The sequence below is a fragment of the Thermopirellula anaerolimosa genome, from assembly GCF_054657335.1.
The window spans coordinates 1,497,715-1,516,675 of sequence record NZ_BAAHYX010000006.1 but is presented as its reverse complement, the minus strand read 5'-3'; the positions used below and the strand labels follow the sequence as shown (position 1 = coordinate 1,516,675).

Annotated in this window: 10 protein-coding genes; 6 read left to right on the top strand and 4 right to left on the bottom strand. The window is 62.1% G+C overall.

Features of this window, described 5'->3' with window-relative positions; translation table 11 throughout:
• Positions 1–24: 24 nt before the first annotated feature.
• Positions 25–1,875 (top strand): tetratricopeptide repeat protein, encoded by a 1,851-nt coding sequence (locus tag ACYQ6J_RS11520; protein WP_460184337.1) that lies wholly within the window; start codon positions 25–27, stop codon positions 1,873–1,875.
• A gap of 689 nt (positions 1,876–2,564) precedes the next feature.
• Here ACYQ6J_RS11520 and ACYQ6J_RS11515 read toward each other — a convergent pair.
• On the bottom strand, positions 2,565–3,050 hold the full coding sequence (locus ACYQ6J_RS11515) for a division/cell wall cluster transcriptional repressor MraZ (RefSeq protein WP_460184336.1): 486 nt from the start codon (positions 3,048–3,050) through the stop codon (positions 2,565–2,567).
• A gap of 775 nt (positions 3,051–3,825) precedes the next feature.
• Here ACYQ6J_RS11515 and cimA point away from each other — a divergent pair.
• Genes cimA through mutM form a run of 3 tightly spaced genes read left to right on the top strand, consistent with a single transcriptional unit; the run spans position 3,826 to position 9,436 of the window.
• A complete protein-coding gene (cimA, locus tag ACYQ6J_RS11510) occupies positions 3,826–5,436 on the top strand; it encodes a citramalate synthase (RefSeq protein ID WP_460184335.1) in 1,611 nt (536 codons plus the stop codon).
• On the top strand, positions 5,411–8,500 hold the full coding sequence (locus ACYQ6J_RS11505) for a valine--tRNA ligase (protein WP_460184334.1): 3,090 nt from the start codon (positions 5,411–5,413) through the stop codon (positions 8,498–8,500). Before cimA ends, ACYQ6J_RS11505 begins: the two co-directional genes overlap by 26 nt.
• Positions 8,501–8,506: 6 nt before the next feature.
• The gene (gene mutM / locus ACYQ6J_RS11500; protein ID WP_460184333.1) at positions 8,507–9,436 is read left to right on the top strand and encodes a bifunctional DNA-formamidopyrimidine glycosylase/DNA-(apurinic or apyrimidinic site) lyase; all 930 of its coding nucleotides are present in this window, start codon (positions 8,507–8,509) and stop codon (positions 9,434–9,436) included.
• A gap of 91 nt (positions 9,437–9,527) precedes the next feature.
• On the opposite strand, the gene ACYQ6J_RS11495 is transcribed toward mutM, so the two are convergent.
• The 3 genes from ACYQ6J_RS11495 to ACYQ6J_RS11485 all read right to left on the bottom strand — a co-directional run bounded on the left by ACYQ6J_RS11495 (position 9,528) and on the right by ACYQ6J_RS11485 (position 15,319).
• Entirely contained in the window at positions 9,528–10,952 is a 1,425-nt protein-coding gene (locus tag ACYQ6J_RS11495) for a DUF3999 family protein (protein WP_460184332.1), read from the bottom strand.
• Positions 10,952–13,075: a DUF2339 domain-containing protein gene (locus tag ACYQ6J_RS11490; protein ID WP_460184331.1), complete on the bottom strand. Its 2,124-nt coding sequence runs from the start codon at positions 13,073–13,075 to the stop codon at positions 10,952–10,954. The genes ACYQ6J_RS11495 and ACYQ6J_RS11490 overlap by 1 nt, the downstream gene beginning before the upstream one ends.
• A gap of 153 nt (positions 13,076–13,228) precedes the next feature.
• Entirely contained in the window at positions 13,229–15,319 is a 2,091-nt protein-coding gene (locus ACYQ6J_RS11485) for a hypothetical protein (RefSeq protein ID WP_460184330.1), read from the bottom strand.
• Between the two features lie 313 nt (positions 15,320–15,632).
• Here ACYQ6J_RS11485 and ACYQ6J_RS11480 point away from each other — a divergent pair, with 313 nt between their 5' ends.
• Together ACYQ6J_RS11480 and ACYQ6J_RS11475 are read left to right on the top strand one after the other, a co-directional pair.
• Positions 15,633–18,434: an alpha-galactosidase gene (locus ACYQ6J_RS11480; protein ID WP_460184329.1), complete on the top strand. Its 2,802-nt coding sequence runs from the start codon at positions 15,633–15,635 to the stop codon at positions 18,432–18,434.
• 98 nt (positions 18,435–18,532) lie between these two features.
• The gene (locus ACYQ6J_RS11475; protein WP_460184328.1) at positions 18,533–18,961 is read left to right on the top strand and encodes a DUF423 domain-containing protein; all 429 of its coding nucleotides are present in this window, start codon (positions 18,533–18,535) and stop codon (positions 18,959–18,961) included.

Below are 18,961 nucleotides of genomic sequence, written 5' to 3'. Positions count from 1 at the left end.
CAATCGATTTACTCCAGGAGTTCGATGATGATCGGACGGAACGGAAACGCGTTTTGGCGGGGAATCTTGCGCGGAACCTTCGCCGCGTTCGTATTGACGGCATTCTTCGTTGCGGTACACCCTTCGCGGAGTGTGGTGATCGCCGAGGAGGCAGGCTCGGCCGAAAAGGCTTCCCCGGGGGCGGGGCAAGCCGATCTCGACAAGGCGATCGAACTGAAGTTGAACGCCTCGACGTTCAGCGATCTGGGCGAAGTGATCCGCCTCTGCGAGAGCGCGATCGAGAAGGGGCTGGACGAAGCGAATGCCGAGTTCGCCAAGCAATTGTTGGGGGCGACGCGGTTCCAACGGGGCTTGTTGGTGGGAGAGACGGTCCTGAGTACGCTGCCCATCGACAACAACTGGCCGACCTTCCGCAAAATGGCCGTGGAAGATTTGAAAAAGGGGTTGGAGGTCGATCCGGAACAGGCCGAGGCGTGGCTGATGCTCGCCCGATTGAATGTTTTGCCCAACGGCGATTTGGAGGAGGCGAGAAACGCAGTGAATCAGGCCGTCGAAAAGGCGGGAGACGATCGTCGGCTTTTGGTGCAGGCACTATTGTTGCGAGCCGACTTGACGGACGACACCGAAAAGAAACTGAACGATCTCAACCGCCTGCTGGACCTGGAGCCGGACGACCCGCGGGTACTGCGAGCGCGGGGCGCCGCCTTGTTGGCGCTGGATAAGGCCGAGGAAGCGATCGCCGATTTCGATAAGGCTTTGGACAAGGCTCCCGGACATGTTCCCACGTTGGAGGCCAAGATCGACGCCTTGTTGGAACTGAAACGTTTTGACGACGCCATGGCCGTCGCCGACCAAATCGAGGAGGCGGCCCCGCGAAACGCGGCGGCGTGGTTCCAACGCGGTCGCATTACGGGCGTGCGCGGCGACTTTGAAAAGGCCCTGGAGTATCTCAACAAAGCCGCCGAGATGGAGCCTCGCAACGTGGCCGTCCTGATGATTCGCGCGGCGGTCTTGCAGGAATTGCGCAAGAGCGAAGAGGCCATGAAAGACGTCAACCGGGCGCTCGAGTTGCGACCCGACAACCCGGCTTTGCTGAGACTTCGAGCGGCGATCTTGGCGGGCAGCGGGCAATTGAGCCAAGCCGTCCGCGATTTGGAACAGGTTCGCCAGCAGGGTTCGGCCGAGCCTTCCATCGACCTGCAACTCGGCCTGCTCTATTCCATCCAAAAGCGTCACGGCAAGGCCCTGGAGCAGTTCGACAAGGTCTTGGCGGTCGAACCGCGGAATGTGGCGGCGTTGCGCGGACGCGCCGATACGCTGCTATCTCTCGGGCGACACGGAGAGGCCATCGCGGATTACGAAAAGGCCCTGGAGGTCGATCCGAATGACAGCGGCGTGCTCAACAACCTAGCCTGGGTGCTGGCCACCTCGCCCGACGAGAAGATCCGCGACGGAAAACGGGCCTTGGAGTTGGCGCAGAAGGCCTGCGAATTGACGGAGTATAAGGCGGCACATATCCTCAGCACTTTGGCGGCGGCCTATGCCGAGACCGGGGATTTCGAAAACGCCCGAAAATGGTCGCAAAAAGCCGTCGAACTGGGATCGGAAAGCGAAAAAGAGGCCCTGCAAAAGGAACTGGAGAGTTACCAACGCAACGAACCGGTCCGCGAATTGATCGAGGAACCGCTGGAACCGACCGACGAGACGCCGGACGAATCCGCGCCGGATTCGCCGCCCGACGGCGAGAAGAAGGCGGAACCCGAGACGCAACCGAAAGACGAACCGGCGGACGCTCCCGATGCGCCCATGGAGCCGAAGGATTCCCCGGCGGGCAGCGCCCCGAAAAGCGATACCGACTCGTTCCACCGCGCATGATCGTGCGGTCGCGGGGGGCCGGACAGGCCGGGCAGGCGTCCCGCTGGCGGACGCCGTAACGGCAGGGATTCGGTTGCGCGAAAACGCGAAGCCCTGGGTGCGACAGGCTCTCACCGTTCTGAGAGCGGAGGCAGGCTTGTGCGAATTCGGTAGCCGACCGGATCGGTCGGGACGAGGAAAAGCTATCTGCCGGTTGTGTCAGGCACGGCCGGCGTGTTGAATCGGAAAGCGTGATCTTCCGATAAAAAAAAGAGCCGTGCCCGCTTTGCGGACCCATCGTTCGGAATCATCCACGGTTGACTCCCAAACCATCCGTGGAGGCCTCTTCAACCTAGCGATTCGGGTGACACATTCGCACCGGGTGAGAGACATCGCCGCAAGCGGGCACGGCACGGCGTCCGTTCCCTTGGATTTCAGCCGAAACCGGCCGCCCTCCGTGAAGACGCAGGAATCCGTTCTTTTCCGCCGAGCGACTCAGCGATCAGGCTGAATCGGCTGCGTCGGCCGCCTCCGTACACTCTTTCGTTTCGTGCGCCCGACGCCCGGGCGCGACCCCTCATGGGCCGTGCGGAAGCCGTTCCGCGATTCCCGCCTTCCGTATCGGGACTACCGCGCCCACTGCTCCTTGTGGGCATCCTCCGCAAAACTATTCCGTCCCTTCGCCATCGCGAGGTCGGCGGGGACCGATCTCATTCCGAAAGTTGTTGGAACAGGGCGGTGAACTTGGGCATTTGGGTTTCTAAATAACTCCGCCATTGTTCGGGATGCCATAGCTCCACGCAGACGGCAGCCCCGACGACCATCACCTCTCCGCCGGGCTCTACCGCCAGGAATTCGCGAAAACCCTCGGGGATGACGAGTCGTCCTCTCTGCGCCAGGGCCACGGTGCGGTACCGACTGGAAAGCAATCGGCCGAAGCGCTGCACGTGCTGAATTCGGCCCTCCAGACGCCCTAACCGCATCTTTTGCCGAATCAGGTCGATGCCGCCTTGCCAACGCGCCTCCCAGACCTTCGGATTCCACGCACTCAGACAACCGCGGCGCTCCTTGACGAGAACCAACTCCTCGGCGTCCTTGGCCAGCGGTTCCACAATCTCGTTCGGAAGGGACAGACGAAAGCGATCGTCGATCGTGCGGGGAAACTCGCCGATGATGAAGGCTTCGTCGTGCAACATGTGCGGTCGTCGTAGGAGTCAATGATCGAACACGGCGACCGGAATCCCTTCCGTGTTTTATTGGGCCAATTTCCCACGAAAAACTTAAGTTCTAACTCATTTATGGGTCAAATTCCCATAACGATGAGTTTAGCATCCTGTTTTGTGTATGCAATACCCAAGCGGAAGATTTTTCCGAAATTCCGATAGGATCGTTCCGTTGTGCAGGCTCAGGATTGCCGTGAGGCACGCAGGCCAGCGGACGCTCGATCCGCGCGGCTGCTTCAAGCCTCACAAACGGAATCGTTCCGTGGAATCTTCAGGGAGAGGCCGATGAGATTGAGAAGCGGCAAGGCCGCGCGGTAGTTCGCGCAGATGCGAACGATCGGAGGCCTTCCAAAGACGACGTCCCTTATGCTGGAGGGTTGCAGCCTACCGCGAGGCGTCTTTCCCGGTTGGCCGGGTCGCCCTTGACACCGCAAAGTAAGCGGCGTAGTCTTAAGAAGTTATGCACTTTGGAGTGGTACGATGCTTTCGGCGGTTCACCCAGCCTACTTGATCGCAATCGGCGGCGCGTTCGGCGTCGGCGGCATTATTGCGATTATTGGATGACCGGGGACCGCGAGGGCGTCGGCGAACATCCGATTACAAATCCAACGAAGCCCCGAGGTCCCAAAAGCGGCCCGGGGTTTTTTGTTTTGCCCAAAGCTTTGCCGCGGTCGGCGAGCTAGGCCGGGGACTATCCCCCTCGGTCGCGGTGACCGTCGGCGGACCGTTCTCCCATTCGAGGAATGCCATGCGTCGCATCCAAATCTACGACACCACGCTTCGTGACGGGTCTCAAGGGGAAGGCGTTTCTTTTTCCACGTTCGATAAGATCCTCATCACGCGGCGATTGGACGAACTGGGTGTCGATTTCGTGGAAGGCGGCTATCCCGCCTCGAATGAGAAAGACTTCGAATACTTTCAGAAGGCCAAGGACCTGGATCTGAACTGCTGTCGCGTCGCCGCCTTCGGCATGACCCGCCGCAAGGGGTTGTCCGCCGCCGAAGACGCGGGCTTGGCTTCCCTGTTGCAGGCCGATACGCCGGTCGTGACGATCGTCGGAAAGGCTTCGGCGTTTCAGGCCGAGGAAGTCATCAAGACCACCCGGCAAGAAAACTTGATGATGATTGCCGAAACCGTCGCGTTTCTCCGCCAGGCCGGTCGCGACGTGATCTTCGATGCGGAACACTTCTTCGACGGTTACAAATACGACTCCGGCTACGCTCTGGAAGCGGTGCGGACGGCGGCGGAGGCCGGGGCGAACATGGTCGTCCTGTGCGATACCAACGGCGGCAGCCTGCCGGAGGAGGTGGCCGAAATCACACGCACGGTGGTGGATCGCCTTTCCGTCCCGATCGGAATCCACTGCCACAATGATTGCGACCTGGCCGTAGCCAATTCCCTCGCGGCGGTCGATGCCGGGGCGTCGCAGGTGCAAGGCACGATCAACGGCTTCGGCGAACGATGCGGCAACGCCGATTTGATTTCGGTGATCGCCAATCTGTCGTTGAAGAAGGGCTACCGGGTTCTTCACGAGGGGGCACTCCGTCAGCTTACGGCGGTCTCGCGATTCGTGTATGAAACGGTCAACATGCCCTACCGCAACAATCAGCCGTTCGTCGGCCGTAGCGCCTTCGCTCACAAGGGCGGTATGCACGTCAGCGGCATCGCCCGAAACACCGCCAGCTACGAGCACATCGCTCCCGAATCCGTGGGCAACGAGCGTCGGATTTTGGTCAGCGAATTGTCGGGGCGATCCAACATTACGGCGGCCACGGCCCGCTACAACCTCCGGCACGATGCCAAGACCATGGATCGAATCTTGGCCAAGGTCGTTTCCAAGGAGCACGCCGGCTATCAGTACGAGGCCGCGCAGGGATCCTTCGATCTGTTGGTGCGCCAATGCCTAGGCACGTTTCGGCCGCACTTCGAGCGGATCGCGTACCGTGTGAATATTGAAACCGAGTCGGACGGGCGGATCGTCACCGAGGCTACCGTGAAGATTCGGGTGGGCAACGAGATTCGGCACGAGGTGGCCGAGGGCGACGGTCCCGTGAACGCGCTCGACGCCGCCATTCGGAAGGCCCTCAACGGCACGTTCTCCAATCTGGCCAAAATGCAGTTGGTGGACTATAAAGTTCGGGTGATCAATTCCGAAGCGGGCACGGCGGCGGGAGTTCGCGTCATGATCGAGAGCCGTGACGACACGGACTCCTGGGGCACGGTGGGCGTCAGTGAGAACATCGTGGAGGCCAGTTGGATCGCCCTGGCCGACAGTTACGAATACAAGCTCTGCAAAGACGAGGAGCGGGAATCGCAAAGGAAGGTCGCGGACTATGTCGCAAACAGCGTCTCAGTTTGAGGAAGCGGCCGGCGGAGACGGGCGCACGCTTCCCAAGCAATACGATCACAAGACCGCCGAGACTCGTTGGTACGCCTTCTGGGAACGCCAAGGGTATTTCCACGCCGATCCCGACCCCGACCGCGAACCGTACACCATCGTGATCCCGCCGCCTAACGTGACGGGAGCGCTGCATTTGGGGCATGCGCTCAACAACACGCTTCAAGACGTCCTCATCCGATGGAAACGCATGCAGGGCTATAACGCCCTTTGGGTGCCGGGCACGGATCACGCAGGCATCGCCACGCAAGCCGTCGTGGAACGCCGACTCCTCACCGAAGAGGGCAAGACCCGACACGATTTGGGACGGGAAGGGCTTGTGGCGCGAATCTGGCAGTGGAAGGACGCCTACGAGGCCCGAATCCTCTCCCAATTGAAGAAAATGGGGTGCAGTTGCGATTGGCGACGCACGCGGTTTACGCTGGATCCCATCTGCGCCCGGGCGGTGCGGCATACGTTCTTCCGACTCTTTTGCGATCGCTTGATCTATCGCGGTCGGCGCTTGGTGAACTGGGATACGCTGTTGCAAACCGCCGTCGCCGACGACGAGGTCTTTCACGAACCGGTGCCGGGGCACTTTTGGTACTTCCGTTATCCGGTGATCGATCCCCGCCCGGATGAACCGCAATACGTTGTGCTGGCGACCACCCGGCCGGAAACCATGCTGGGCGACACTGCGGTAGCCGTCCACCCCGATCCCGAGGCCGCTCTGGAGGCCGCCGAAAAAGAGTTGTCGGCACGTTGCGAAAACGCGCCCGAAAAGGAAAGGCCGGCGCTGGAGGCCGAACTCCGGGACGTTCGCGAAAGACGGAGAAACCTATTGCCGACCCTGGTGAAACTCCGCGATATGGCCCTCGAGGGACGGTGCGTCATGCTCCCCCTGCAAAACCGGCCGATCCCGTTGATCACCGATGCCTGGGCCAAACCCGAGATGGGAACCGGTTGCGTCAAAATCACTCCCGCGCATGACCCCAACGACTACGAGGTGGGTCTGCGGCACGAGTTGCCGATGGTCAATATCTTAAACCCCGACGGGACGCTCAACGAAAATGCGGGGAAATACCACGGCTTGACGATTGCCGAAGCCCGGGAGCGCGTCGTCGCCGATTTGCAATCGTTGGGGCTTGTGGAGCGGATCGAGGATCGCCTGATCGAATTGGCGCACTCCGATCGCTCCAAGACGCCGATCGAACCGCTCCTGACCGATCAGTGGTTCGTCCGCATGGAGCACTTGGCGCAGACGGCCATGGACGCCGTGACGGACGGTCGCGTGTGCATCACGCCCGCCCGGTATGCCCAAGGCTATTTGGCGTGGTTGAGCGAGAAGCGCGATTGGCCGATCAGTCGCCAGCTTTGGTGGGGGCACCGCATTCCGATTTGGTATTGCGAAACCGCCGATGAGGAGGACCTGCGGCGTGCTTTCGCCGGGCGCGACGACGTCGCCTGGTACCGCGACGAGGACGGTTCGCGGTGGTTGATCTGTCTCCGCGACGGTGAATTGCCGGACGATGCCGTCCCCGGCCATACCTTGCGGCGGGAGGAAGACGTCCTCGATACCTGGTTCAGTTCCGCGCTTTGGCCGCATTCCACGCTGGGGTGGCCGGAGCAAACCCCGGAGTTGGCCTACTTCTACCCCACCAGCACGCTGGTCACCAGCCGAGACATCATCACGCTTTGGGTTGCGCGTATGGTGTTGGCCGGACTGTACAACGTGGGCGAAGTGCCCTTCCGCGACGTGTACATCCACCCCAAGATCCTCGACGGTTACGGCGAGGGGATGTCCAAGTCGAAGGGGAACGGAGTCGATCCGGTGGACGTCATGGAGAAATTCGGCGCCGATGCCCTTCGCTTCGGTCTGGCGTATTTGACCACCGAAACGCAGGACATCCGCATGCCGGTCAGCTTCGAGTGCCCGCACTGCGAGCACCTTTTGGAGCAGACGCGCGAGAACCGCGTGCGCCCGCGCATTACCTGCCCCAAATGCAAGCAAACCTTTTCGACGCAATGGGCGGAAAAGCCGGAGGACAAGGCGCTGCCCCGGGGTCCGGTTGTCAGCGAGCGATTCGAATTGGCCCGCAACTTTTGCAACAAGCTGTGGAACGCCTCGCGGTTCGTGTTGATGAACCTGGAGGGCTACCAACCGGGCGAGACGTCGCCGAGCGATCTGCCGCTGGAGGATCGTTGGATTCTGGGACGCCTCGCGACCGTGACGCGGACCGTGACGCAGGCCTTGGAACGATTTCGCTTTTCCGAGGCCGCGCGCTGTTTGTACGACTTCGCCTGGGACGAGTTTTGCAGCTTTTACGTGGAGATGGTCAAGTTGCGACTGCAAAACCCGGAAACGCGACCGGCCGCGCAGCGCATCTTGGTTCACGTGTTGGACGTGCTGCTGCGGTTGCTCAGTCCCTTCGTGCCCTTCCTGACGGAGGAGGTGTGGCAATTGCTGCGTGCGTACGCCCCGCACCGGGGATTTCCCGCACCGACGGAGGCGGCCGAGAGCGTGATGATCGCATGCTGGCCCGCCGTCCGCGAGGAAGATGAAAGCGTCGAGAACGCCGCCCGTTTCCGGCGGTTCCAGGAGGTGCTCGGCGCCCTCCGCGAGTATCGGATGCGGAACGGCCTTCCGCCCGCTGCGCAACTCCAAGTGCTGATGTCGGCCGATGACTCGGTTCGGCGTTTATTGGAACCGATGACGCCGTATTTCGGCACGATGGCGGGGGCCGTCATACTGGGCTACCGTCCGCCCCAGCCCGGTGAACTGGCCACGGTGGTTCATGTCGGGGAAGGCTTGGAGGTTCGCGTCATCCTCGACGAAGCGGAGCGACGTCGGGAACTAGACCGAAAACGGCAGGAAATGGCGAAGTTGGAATCCTTGATCGCCGCCAAACGCCGCAAACTGGCCGACGAGAGATTCACCAGTCGCGCACCGTCGGCGGTGGTGGAAAAGGAGCGCGAGTCGCTTCGGGCGCTGGAAGATCAATACGCCGCGGCCAAGGACGTGGTCGTCCGTCTTTCGCAAGCCTGATCCGCCATGCCGGAGTTGCCCGAAGTCGAAACCATGCGCCGCGGACTGCTGCCGATCGTCGGCGGTCGCATCGTTTCCGCCGCGGTCCCGCGGAGTTCGCTGCAACCGATCACGTTTCGCCCCAACCGCCGCACCGTGCTGCGGATCCTGCGCGGTCGTCGGATTCTCGAGGTGGGCCGGGTCGGCAAGCGCGTGGTCTTCGTCCTGGATGGCGGATGGCGGTTGGTGTTGGAACCGCGGATGACGGGGCGCTTGTTCCTCGACGTCGCCGCGCCGATTTCGCACGTGCGCTTGATTCTCGATGTTCTGCCGACCGAACAAGATGAGGCCGTCTCGAATGCCTCGGCCTTGTCGCCCTCACAATCCGGTTTACGCGCGGCGGACCGACCCATGCGGCGGGTGATCTTCCGCGACGTTCGCGGATTGGGCGTGGTGTGGTTGATGGACGAGCAAACGTGGCGGCGCGAATTGGGGCCGCACAAAATCGGTCCGGACGCCCTTGAGATCGATGCCCCCACTCTCCGCCGCCGATTGGCCTCGCGCCGCACCGCCGTGAAATCCGCGCTGCTCGATCAAAAGGCCGTTGCGGGAATCGGCAACATCTACGCTTCGGAGGCCTTGCATCGGGCGAAGATTCATCCCGCCGAACCGTGCGCACGTCTCGCGCCGCAGCAGTGGCGCCGGTTGCACCAGGCAATCCGCGAGGTGCTGACCGAGGCCGTGGCGCTACAGGGGTCCACCTTGAAAGACGGGACCTATGGAACGCCCGGCAACGAGTCGGGACGCTACCAAGATCGCCATTTGGTGTACCGCCGGGACGGACGACCGTGCTTGCAATGCGGCAAGGCACTGATTCAACGCGTCGTTCTGGCACAGCGATCGACGTTCTTTTGTCCGCGTTGCCAGCGCCGCCTGCCGTCCCGGAGAGCGGAATGACGGCGGTTCGGGCGTTTCTCTCCGCAACGGTCGTCGGTCGGTGAGTCTGGGAAAGCTGATCACGAAAGGTTCGCGGGCGATTCGCAGCGCGTCATTCCTCGGGCGACGCCGGATGCCGCTTGGCCGCCCGATATAGACTCCAGCCCATGCCGGCCGCCAAGACCAGAACCACGACGATGAGGATGGCGGCGGTATCCACGTTTTTGGTAAGTCGCCGGAGGGGATTCGGGGTCACGGCCAAGGGTTCCGCGGGACCGACTTCCGCTTCCACCGGCGTGATGCGCCGCGACAATGCCGCCTGCACCGCGGTAGTGTCGTAGTCCGGTCGGTCGGCGAATTCGTCACCGTAGCACAAGCGGTAATCGCGATCGGGTTTGCTCGTCTCCTCAACGAGAAAAACGGCTTGATAGACGAACGCGACGCCGCGAATCCCCGCGATGGCGAGCGGTTGGTTGTCGCCGTCGTGAATGGTCACTCGGTATTCCTCGGCCCGCTGCTCGGGGAACGTGATCGTTAGGTCTTCCCACAGGTAGCCCGGCAATCGCAAACGGACGATGGAATCGTCGGCGACGACCTGCCACCCTCGCCCCGTTGCAGTCCGCTGAGGGACTTCCACCGTGACCCTCCGGCGAAAGTTCCGATCCTCCGTCTGCACGAGCAACCCCGCCAAGGGACGTCGCCCCATCTTGAGGGTGACCACGGTGGCCTTGCGAGATCGGTCCGATTCCACGCGAAACTCGTCCGGCGTCACCTCACGTTGAAGCGGTTCGGCTTTGCCCGTTTCCACGACGTTTTGCCACGATTCGATGCGATCGATCCGGAAGGCTTGCCGCTCGATCCGAGTACCTTCCGTCCGTCCGGTTTCTTGGCCGTCGCGGAGTTGTCGCACCACATCCCGCCACTCCCTCTCTCGTTCCACGGACGGATTGGAGAACACGATGCGCAAATGGCGCGATGCGGGGCGTGGGAACGCAATATCCGCATGCCGGACGTCCATCCACTGCGAATAATCGCAGACGGCGGCATCTTCGACCAAGGGTTGCCAATCCTTTTCATCCTCGCTCGTGAAGACGGTGACGGCTTGCTCGAAGTTCTTCAGCGGCGTTCCGATCCGCAGACCTTCGACGGGCGGATGATTGTCCGGGACCTTCAAGACGACTTCGAGTTCCCCATCCGAATGCGGAATGAGATTCACCGACGCCCCGGGATATAACGTCGCGTACCGGCGGACCGTCACGTCCTTCGGCGAGACAGCCTTGCGAACGATCCGGGGAATTTCGCGTCCTCCGGCGTCCAGGATGCGGAGGTCGGCGAAGTCGTCCTCGGTCGCGGCGAAAACGTCATCGGGGAGCGTCACCGAAACGAGGGCGATTCCCCCCTCCTCGATCTCGGGCAAGATAAGCGATCGCGCAAACCGATACTCGCCGGCAACGCAGTGCGATGCCGTCGACGCCGCGGCGATGACTGCGAGCGCGACGATCATGGTCGCCGCCGACCAACTCGCGGAAGACTTCATCAAACGGCACCTCCGTCGTTCCTGCTATTTGGCTCCGTGTTCGTTCTGAAGCGGAGGTAGAGTACGGATCCGCTCAAAATCACCAGGCCCAGGATCACGAAAGCGACGATGCGATAGAAGGCGTTCAACTCGCTGAGATCGCGGAAAAACACCTTGTAGGTTACCACGGCGAAGAGTATCAGGCCGACGGCCCTCACCCAGCGTTGGGATTTCCACATGCCCGCGGCGATGAGGGCGATGGCGAAGAGCGACCACCAGATCGACACGGCGCCGCTTTCCAGTCCGTCGTAGTAGGCCTTCACGGCGCCGTGGATTTCCCAGGTGGCGTAGGCGAACAACATCAAGGCCGCCAAGACGGCCAGCACGCGACCGGCGAGCGGCATGTCGTGATCCGCCCGGGGGGGTGACGAACTCGGGGAAGTCGACGCAATCCGGCGGAGGACGAGGCGGGCGGCCAAAGCGACGCACAGAACGGAACCGCCCAGCGCCGTCAATCGCGGAATGAAACGCCCCAGGTCGTCCCCTAACGTCCCCAGCCACTCCGTCCCGTAGCGCAACGCGGCGACGTCGAAGGTGAAGAAGCGGATCGCCGTGATGGTGAACAGAATCCACGTCGCGAAGCGCAGCAAGCGACTGTCGATGCGCAGCGCCACCCACAGCATGACCAGAGACTGGGCGGCCCAGGCAAAGGTGATCCAATCATCGGACAGCACGATCGGCACGGCGACGGCCACGAATAACGCCGCCAATCCCAAGGAAGCGTTGAAAAGGACGGCGTCCTTGCTCCGCCGCAGCAGCAGCATATACACGTGGGCGGAGTAAAAAGCGGCGATTCCCAGCGGGATCGAGGCGGTCCATTGCGAGGCGTTGTTGGTCTTATCCAGCCACAAGCGGGTGGTCGATCCGGCCAGGCCGAAGAAAAACAAGGCGTTCAGCCACAACATGCCCAAATCGAATAGATTGGCCCGGGATCGCAATCGTGCCGAGACGAAGACGATCGTCGAGAATAGCAGGAAAAAGACCGTCAAGAAGAAGAGAATGATCCAATACCAATCGGCCGAGTAACCGCTAATCAGCGACACGGTTGCCAAAAAGTACGTTCCCAAAAAGCTCAAGACGTTCAGTTGAGGCCAATTCCTGCGAACGGATATCCCCAGCACGCCGACGCCGAGGATGGTGAGATAGGTGTATAGGGCGACGAACTGGACGTCCTCGCTGGGGAGAAGGATCGGCGTGGCGTACCCGCCTACGATTCCGATAACGGCGGTCAAGGGACTGCCGAAGGCCAGAGCCAAGAAGCAGGCCAAGGCGGTGACGCAGGTCATGAGGGAGAAGCCGACGGGAACGGGATCGATGAGCTTGAGAAACACGGCCGCGGCGAAGACGCTGAGATACAGGACGACGATTCCGCCGCCTTGCAACCCATGGGCGAGCAAACGGTAGCGCCCGCCGAGCAAGAAACTGCCGGCGGTCACCATGGCCAGGCCGGTCGCGGTGCCCAACAGTACGCGTTCGAAGGGACCGATCCAACCGCGATCGATCGAGTATTTGAGGAAGAAGGCGATTCCCAGCACCAGGATCAGCATGCCGATCCGCAGGAGCCAATTGGCGGCGATTGCAACTTCGATCGAAGTGCCTGTGGGAGCACGCTCCTGCCCGAATAGGAACCAGTTCCCGATCCGCTTAAGCGTATCCACGGTGCCGGCGTCGGCGGAGGCGGTGAGGGATCGTTCCGAAGGGAAGTCCGCCGCGGGGGAGTCGGCGGAGGAACCGCCCTCCGCGGATGAGGCGACGATCATCGCCTCGACGAATTCCTCGGCCTGTTGGGGCGGTTCTTGTTCGAGCACTTCCGTCGGTCGTTCCGGCGACGTGGGAGACGGAACCACCGGCGGCGCCGTCTCGGTCGGTTCGGATATCCGCCGGTCCAAGAGCCTATCGGACGGCAAGGGCCGCAATGCTCGATGCAACTCCTCCACGGAGCGGATTAAAGCGGCCAGCGCCGCTGACATTTCTTCGTACTGCCGTTGCACGCGTCGCGAGAAAAAGAAAACGGCCAGCAAGGTCGGAAAGGATAGGAAGACGGCGAAGACGATCAGCAAAGGGACTATCGGGAAGTAGTGCATATCGATCGCCTACTCCTTGGGCCGGTTGCCCCCTCGTTAACTCTCAACGTACGCTCCCCACTCCTGCCGGTCAACGTGGAACCCAAAGAGCGCGTCACAGACCGTCGGCCGAACGGAGGCAAGGATGATCGGCGCGAAGCGGGCGTGGAAATCTCAAGGGTTGCCGCCGGCTCTTTGCAGCATGGCCAGGGCTTGACGCAACAGGCCGGCGTTTCGGGCTTTTCGCGCGGAGATGACGGCGCCTGATGCCGCGGCCTGTGCGGCTTCGCGGTCTCCGGAGGTCAGCGCGGCGTGAGCGGCTTCGAGCAGTTCGGAGGCAATGCGTTGGTGCAGCGACTCCGGAACTCGAGATTGAGAAAGGCCCTCCGCGACCGTCCGCCGTTCCTGAGAGACGTCCACGGCGTACCGTGCAGCCAGATCCTCGACGGCCTGCCAGGCTAACTTGGCCTCGCCGGACTCGACGGCCAGGCGAACGACTTCACGGAGCAAGGCGTAGCGAACGGCCTCGTCATTAAGCGCAGCATCCCGAGCGGTCGCGAGCATCTTTTGTGCGGCGTCCGCCTTGACCGGGATCGACGCCGTTCCCGTGTAGGCGGTGGGGAATCGGGACTCGATCCATTGCCGGGCCTGGCTCAGTTCGCCTCCGTCGCTGGGAATCGGTAGGCGAGGCGCGGACGGTGCGGCCTTGCCCTCGGGAGCATAAGCAAGGGCTTGCATCAGCGGAGCGACGTCCGTGCCCGATCTTTGAGCGGCTTGCCAAAGGCGGGTTGCCTCGCCGGGATCTCCCTTCGGATCCACCGCCAGGAATGCTCCCAACAACACTTGCGTGTCGGGACCTTTTTGGAAGCGTTGCTCCACGATCGCCCGGATCAGGACGGTGGGCATTTCTCGCACGCCGTAGGCGCGGTTCTGCCCGGCGGCGCGGACGACGATCCGCTCGCGATTCGCTTCGACGACGATGACCATGGTTTCTCCGATGGGTATTTCCTCCGTGCTGCGAAGGGATGCCGTCGCCTCCGTGAGGCCGCGCCAGAACTCTTCCAGGTGCAACAGCAGCGACTCCAATGCGGCCACGCAATCCCGTTGACGCGGATGGCGGACTTGAGCGGCCAAGGCATTGAGTTCTTCACGGGCTTTGAGCAGATCTCGGGCGGCCATGGCCTGCCAAACCGCCTGGGCCGCGGTACGGAATTCGGGCGGCAGTTCCGACGCCTCGCTCGCATTTTCCGCAGTACCGGACGTTGCGTTTTGCGCGTTTCCCGGCGCGGAAACCTCCTGCGTCGAGGACGCGAATGATGCGGACGCGGCACCGACGACGGGCGAGGGCAAGCGTTCGCCGACAGACGAGGCGGTCGCCGAGTCGCCGGATGGGGCATCGATCGGCGCGTTCCCGGTCGGCGAATTTGTAGCGGGGAAGTCTCCCGACGTTGCCACCGTAGCGTTGGTCGCGGCGATGAGGTTGGCTGTGCTGTTGCGGTCCGCGGTGGAATTCGCGGTGGTGGGGGCGAGCGCTCCCGACGCGGCTTGTGATGGTGTTACCGGTTCGGAAGAGCTACCGGACGCCGCCGTGGCGTTGCGGAACGCGGCCAACTTTTGCAAATAGCCTCGGACCGCATCTCTGCGGTTGATGAGCACGCCGGCCAGAATGACCGCCGCTACGACCAATCCCAACGCCGACGCGCGATAAAGGATGTCCAGCCAATTCACTTGTAGCCCGACTGAAGTGCTAGCGGCGGGCGACGGATCGGCATGGTTACTAATGGCGTGGTCGTCCGCATCTCGGGCAGGGGGGCGATCGGGCACGGCCATCGGGCGAGGCGACGCCGCGGTGAGGATCGGCGATGCTTCGACCGAGCGAGCGTCTCCGAGCAGTCGATCCGGCGTCTTCGGCGGCGGTTGCGAGGGGTCCGAGGATGACGCCGACGGGGACCGTAGCCCGGTTTCGGTCAGCAGGCCGGGTTGAGACACATCAGAGCGGAGTCGGGCGTCGTAGGCTGCCTTGCGACGGGGATCCGTGAGGCAGGCCTTGGCCGTGCACAGTTCATCCAATAGGGCCGCCCACTGTGAAGCGAACGGGCCGGGACGAACACGGCGCACCTCCGCGATCACGATATCGGCTTCGCGAGCGATCAGTTTCAAGTCCGGTTCGAATCGCTCCAGCCGAAACAACTCGTAATAGTCGCGCGGAAGCCGACCGGCGGGAAAACCCAGCCATTGTTGGTAGGGGTGAAATGCGTCGGTCACGTTCTCTCTCTCGTTCCGCACCTGTTCCGATGATACGCAGTCCAGCCTGCCCGCGGCGATGTTGCGACGCGGCGCTTCGCCGCGCGATCGTCCAGTGTTGGACGACAATCCGGGACAATTGCGGCGGGCGGCGGTGGTGTTCAGCAACGCCTCTCTTGCTCTATCCCATTGTAACGCGCCCTTGACTTCTTGCTTTCGGGGCGCCAACGTAAATGCCGCCGGTGATCCGGTGAGGACCTCGTTTCGAGCCTAGCGAGCCGGGGAGCGAAGTTTCAAGAATCGTTCCCTTGGTTATGAGATTCAGGAGAACGCCGTGAAGTTCCGAATGAGACATGGGCACGGGTTTTGGAAAGTTGGTTCGGCGGTCTTTTGGGCGCCGTGTGTGCTGTGTTCATTGGCGACGGTCGCTCGCGGCGACGACGACCTGATTTGGGAGAATGACGTCGCCCGATTTGTTTGTGATGCGGCGGGACGTTGCCGGGAACTGACGGAAAAGGCGTCGGGCCGGAATTGGATCGTGCCCGACCGACCGTTTTTCTTCATCCGGCAGGGCGGCAAGGAGATGCCGTGCCGATCGCTGGCTAAGGAGGGAGATCGTCTTCGGGTAAGTTTTGCAGACTCTGGTACCGCGGCGCTTTTCGAGATTCAGGTCCGCCCTCGGTACTTCATCATTCGCTTGACCGGTATCGAAGGGGAGCCCGTCGAGACGATCGCGCTGGGTAGCCTGACCATGCGCGATGCGAAGCGGCAGGGTTGGCTGTGCAACGCCGCATGGAATGACGATTTCACGGTCTGTCTGATGGGGTTCAGCGAGCGATTGGAGACATTCAATCTCCGCGTGTCGGCTCATCGCGAGTTCGGGCAGATCGGAGAAAGCTTCGCCTTGATTGCCGCGCCGACGGCGGACTTTTTGGACGTGGTGCAGGAGGTTGAAAAGGAAGGCGGGTTGCCTTTCGCGACCATCGAAGGCGTTTGGGCCAAGCGGTCCCCCGACGTGCGTCGCGGCTATTTCTTCACCGACTTGACGGAGGCCAATGCCGACGATCAGATTCGACTGGCCAAGCTGGGCGGTTTCCGGTACATCATGACTTACGACGGTACCTGGTCCACGTCGCTGGGATCGTATCCCATCAATCTCAAGAACTTTCCACGCGGCGAGGAGAGTCTGAAGGCGGTCGTAGACAAGTGCCATGCGGCGGGCTTGAAGGTCGGTTTGCACATGCTGACCAGCTTTGTGGGCAAGAACGATCCGCTCGTCACACCGCGTCCGGATCCCGGGTTACTCAAGGACGCCTCGGCGGTTCTTGCCGCCGACATCGGCAGGGACGATACCGTCATCCCGTTGGAGGGCGACTTGTCCAGCTTTCCCTTGTTGCCCGCCTATTACGGCGACGCCAAGCAGGGGTTCGAAATTCAGATCGGTGATGAGATTGTCCGTTACGGCAAGATCGATCCCGAGGGAAAGCGTCTCTTGGACTGCGTTCGTGGCTACCTGGGCACGACGCGCGCTCCGCACGAAAAGGGTGGCCGAGTGGACCACCTGTGCGAACGATACGGATGCTATCTGGCCGACCTGCGTTCTTCGTTGATGGAGCGGATCGCCGATCGCATTGCCGGCGTCGTGAATCGTTGCGGCTTCGATATGATCTATTTCGACGGCGGGGAATGCAACGCGGCGATGGGGCCGTGGTGGTATTGGGTGGGCGTCCAGCAGACCGCCGTGTGGAAACGTTTTCAGCGCGACGTGCTGGTGCAGGGGTCGGGCTTCACGCCTTTCACGTGGCACTTCTATAGCCGGGGCGCATGTGACGACTTCGCCGCCGTCGCGGTGAAGGAGTATCTGGACTACCACAAGATCGCGGATTCTTGGCGTCATTACCACGACAGCTTTTTCCCGGCGGAGTTGGGTTGGTGGGGATTCCTGGATTGGGCACCCCACCAGAACGCCACGGGACCGGATGAGGTCGAGTACTATGCCGCTCGAATGCTCGCCTTGGACACGCCGGTTTCCTTGGAGACCAACATGGCCGCCCTTTCCCGCAACGGGCGCACCGAGGAACTGCTCGAGTTGTTAGGCCGTTGGGAAGCCCTGCGGCTTTCCGGCATCGTCCCCAACGATGTGCGGAAGTTGCTGGAACAAGGCGAATGGCATCTGGAGACGTCGGAGAATGGTCGGGCCCTGCTGCCGGTGCGTTACGTCACGCGACGCCTGGAAACGCCGGGCGACTTCGTGCTCAACAACCCTTTTGCGGCACAGTCGCTGCGATTTCGATTGCAAGTGCTCCCCAAGTTGGCGGATTGGGAGTCCCCGGAGAATCTTCGGATCGTGAATGCCGGCGAAAGCGGAATTTCGATTCCGCAACCCGCCGCGGATGCCGCCATGCCGGGGGCTTCGGTGGGAGCGATCGTTTGGGACGGCGCCGAGGGTGGCGCGATCGAGGGTTTGGATCCGCCGGCGGAGACGGCGGTGCTTCGGGTTGTCCAGGGAAGCAGGAGCGTGGACTTCCTGTCGCACCGCGCGCTTGCCGTGCGATTGCGGCACGAAGGTCCCGTCGCGGACCCGCCCGGCGTGCTCAATTTTCAGTTGGAGGCGGGCGGCGCACGCTTCCGCGACTATTACGTGGACTTGGATTTCGTGGGCGAAAAAACGATCGTTCTGCCCAAGCCCACACCGGAAAGGATTTTGACCGAGTTTCGCCCGGCCCATGCCAACTATCCATTCAAGGCCGCCCTGTACGGTTTCGATTTCGGACGGATTCGCGCCCTGAACATTCGCTGGATGCGAAAGCCTGCCGCGGACGCACGGTGCCGCGTTCTTGCGATTACCGCCTTGAAGGAATCCCCGGAGGAGTTGCGACAGCCCACGCTGGCGATCGGGGGCAACACTCTTCGGCTTCCCGCGGCTTTGCGAGCAGGCGATTACGTGGAGTATTGGGGCGGCGGAAAGGCCAAGGTTTTCGATCAACACAATAAACTTCTGAGCGAGCTTATCGTGGGAGGCGACCTCGAGATCGCCCCCGGTGAAAACACCATGAGTGTGACTGCGGAGGCATGGACGCCGATTGCCCTGACGCCTATTTTAGTGGGAGAGGCGGCGTGGCGGGAAAAGCCGTGACGGATGAATGCCCGGACGTTTTCCACTCGCAACCAAGGCGACGGTGCAATCCGTTTCGCGGAGCCATGACCGGAAGAAACGTTGGAGCGCGGACTCCCATGCAAGCCAGAATTCTCCTTTTTTGCGGCGCGATCTTAGGGGCTTTCGGCGTGGCGCTGGCCGCCATGGGCGACCATCTCGTCCGCGGCGGGGTCGATGCCGCGTCGTACCGCGGTTTCGAGACGGCGGTGCGCTACCAAATGTTCCATGCCTTGGCGCTGTTGATTTTGGGCGTTTGGAGTTGGCGGCAACCGTCTCGGTTGATCGCCGCCGCTGCGGTCTTGTTCCTGTTCGGGACGGCGGGATTCAGCGGCGGGCTTTACGCACGGATCGTATTTCCTCACGTGGATGTGGTCTGGATCGTACCGATCGGCGGGACGCTCCTGATCGTGGGTTGGTTGGTCGCCGCAGCGGCGGCCTTTGCGAGGCCGATGGGCGCCGGCAAGACCTCGCCTCCCGACACGCCGCATTCGGTTTCCCGTCAGTAA

What these genes read in the sequence shown, in the direction of transcription:
- ACYQ6J_RS11520 (WP_460184337.1), top strand. Translation starts at nt 25, where the DNA reads ATGATGATCGGACGGAACGGAAACGCGTTTTGGCGGGGAATCTTGCGC.
- ACYQ6J_RS11515 (WP_460184336.1), bottom strand. Translation starts at nt 3,050, where the DNA reads ATGTTGCACGACGAAGCCTTCATCATCGGCGAGTTTCCCCGCACGATC.
- cimA (WP_460184335.1), top strand. Translation starts at nt 3,826, where the DNA reads ATGCGTCGCATCCAAATCTACGACACCACGCTTCGTGACGGGTCTCAA.
- ACYQ6J_RS11505 (WP_460184334.1), top strand. Translation starts at nt 5,411, where the DNA reads ATGTCGCAAACAGCGTCTCAGTTTGAGGAAGCGGCCGGCGGAGACGGG.
- mutM (WP_460184333.1), top strand. Translation starts at nt 8,507, where the DNA reads ATGCCGGAGTTGCCCGAAGTCGAAACCATGCGCCGCGGACTGCTGCCG.
- ACYQ6J_RS11495 (WP_460184332.1), bottom strand. Translation starts at nt 10,952, where the DNA reads ATGAAGTCTTCCGCGAGTTGGTCGGCGGCGACCATGATCGTCGCGCTC.
- ACYQ6J_RS11490 (WP_460184331.1), bottom strand. Translation starts at nt 13,075, where the DNA reads ATGCACTACTTCCCGATAGTCCCTTTGCTGATCGTCTTCGCCGTCTTC.
- ACYQ6J_RS11475 (WP_460184328.1), top strand. Translation starts at nt 18,533, where the DNA reads ATGCAAGCCAGAATTCTCCTTTTTTGCGGCGCGATCTTAGGGGCTTTC.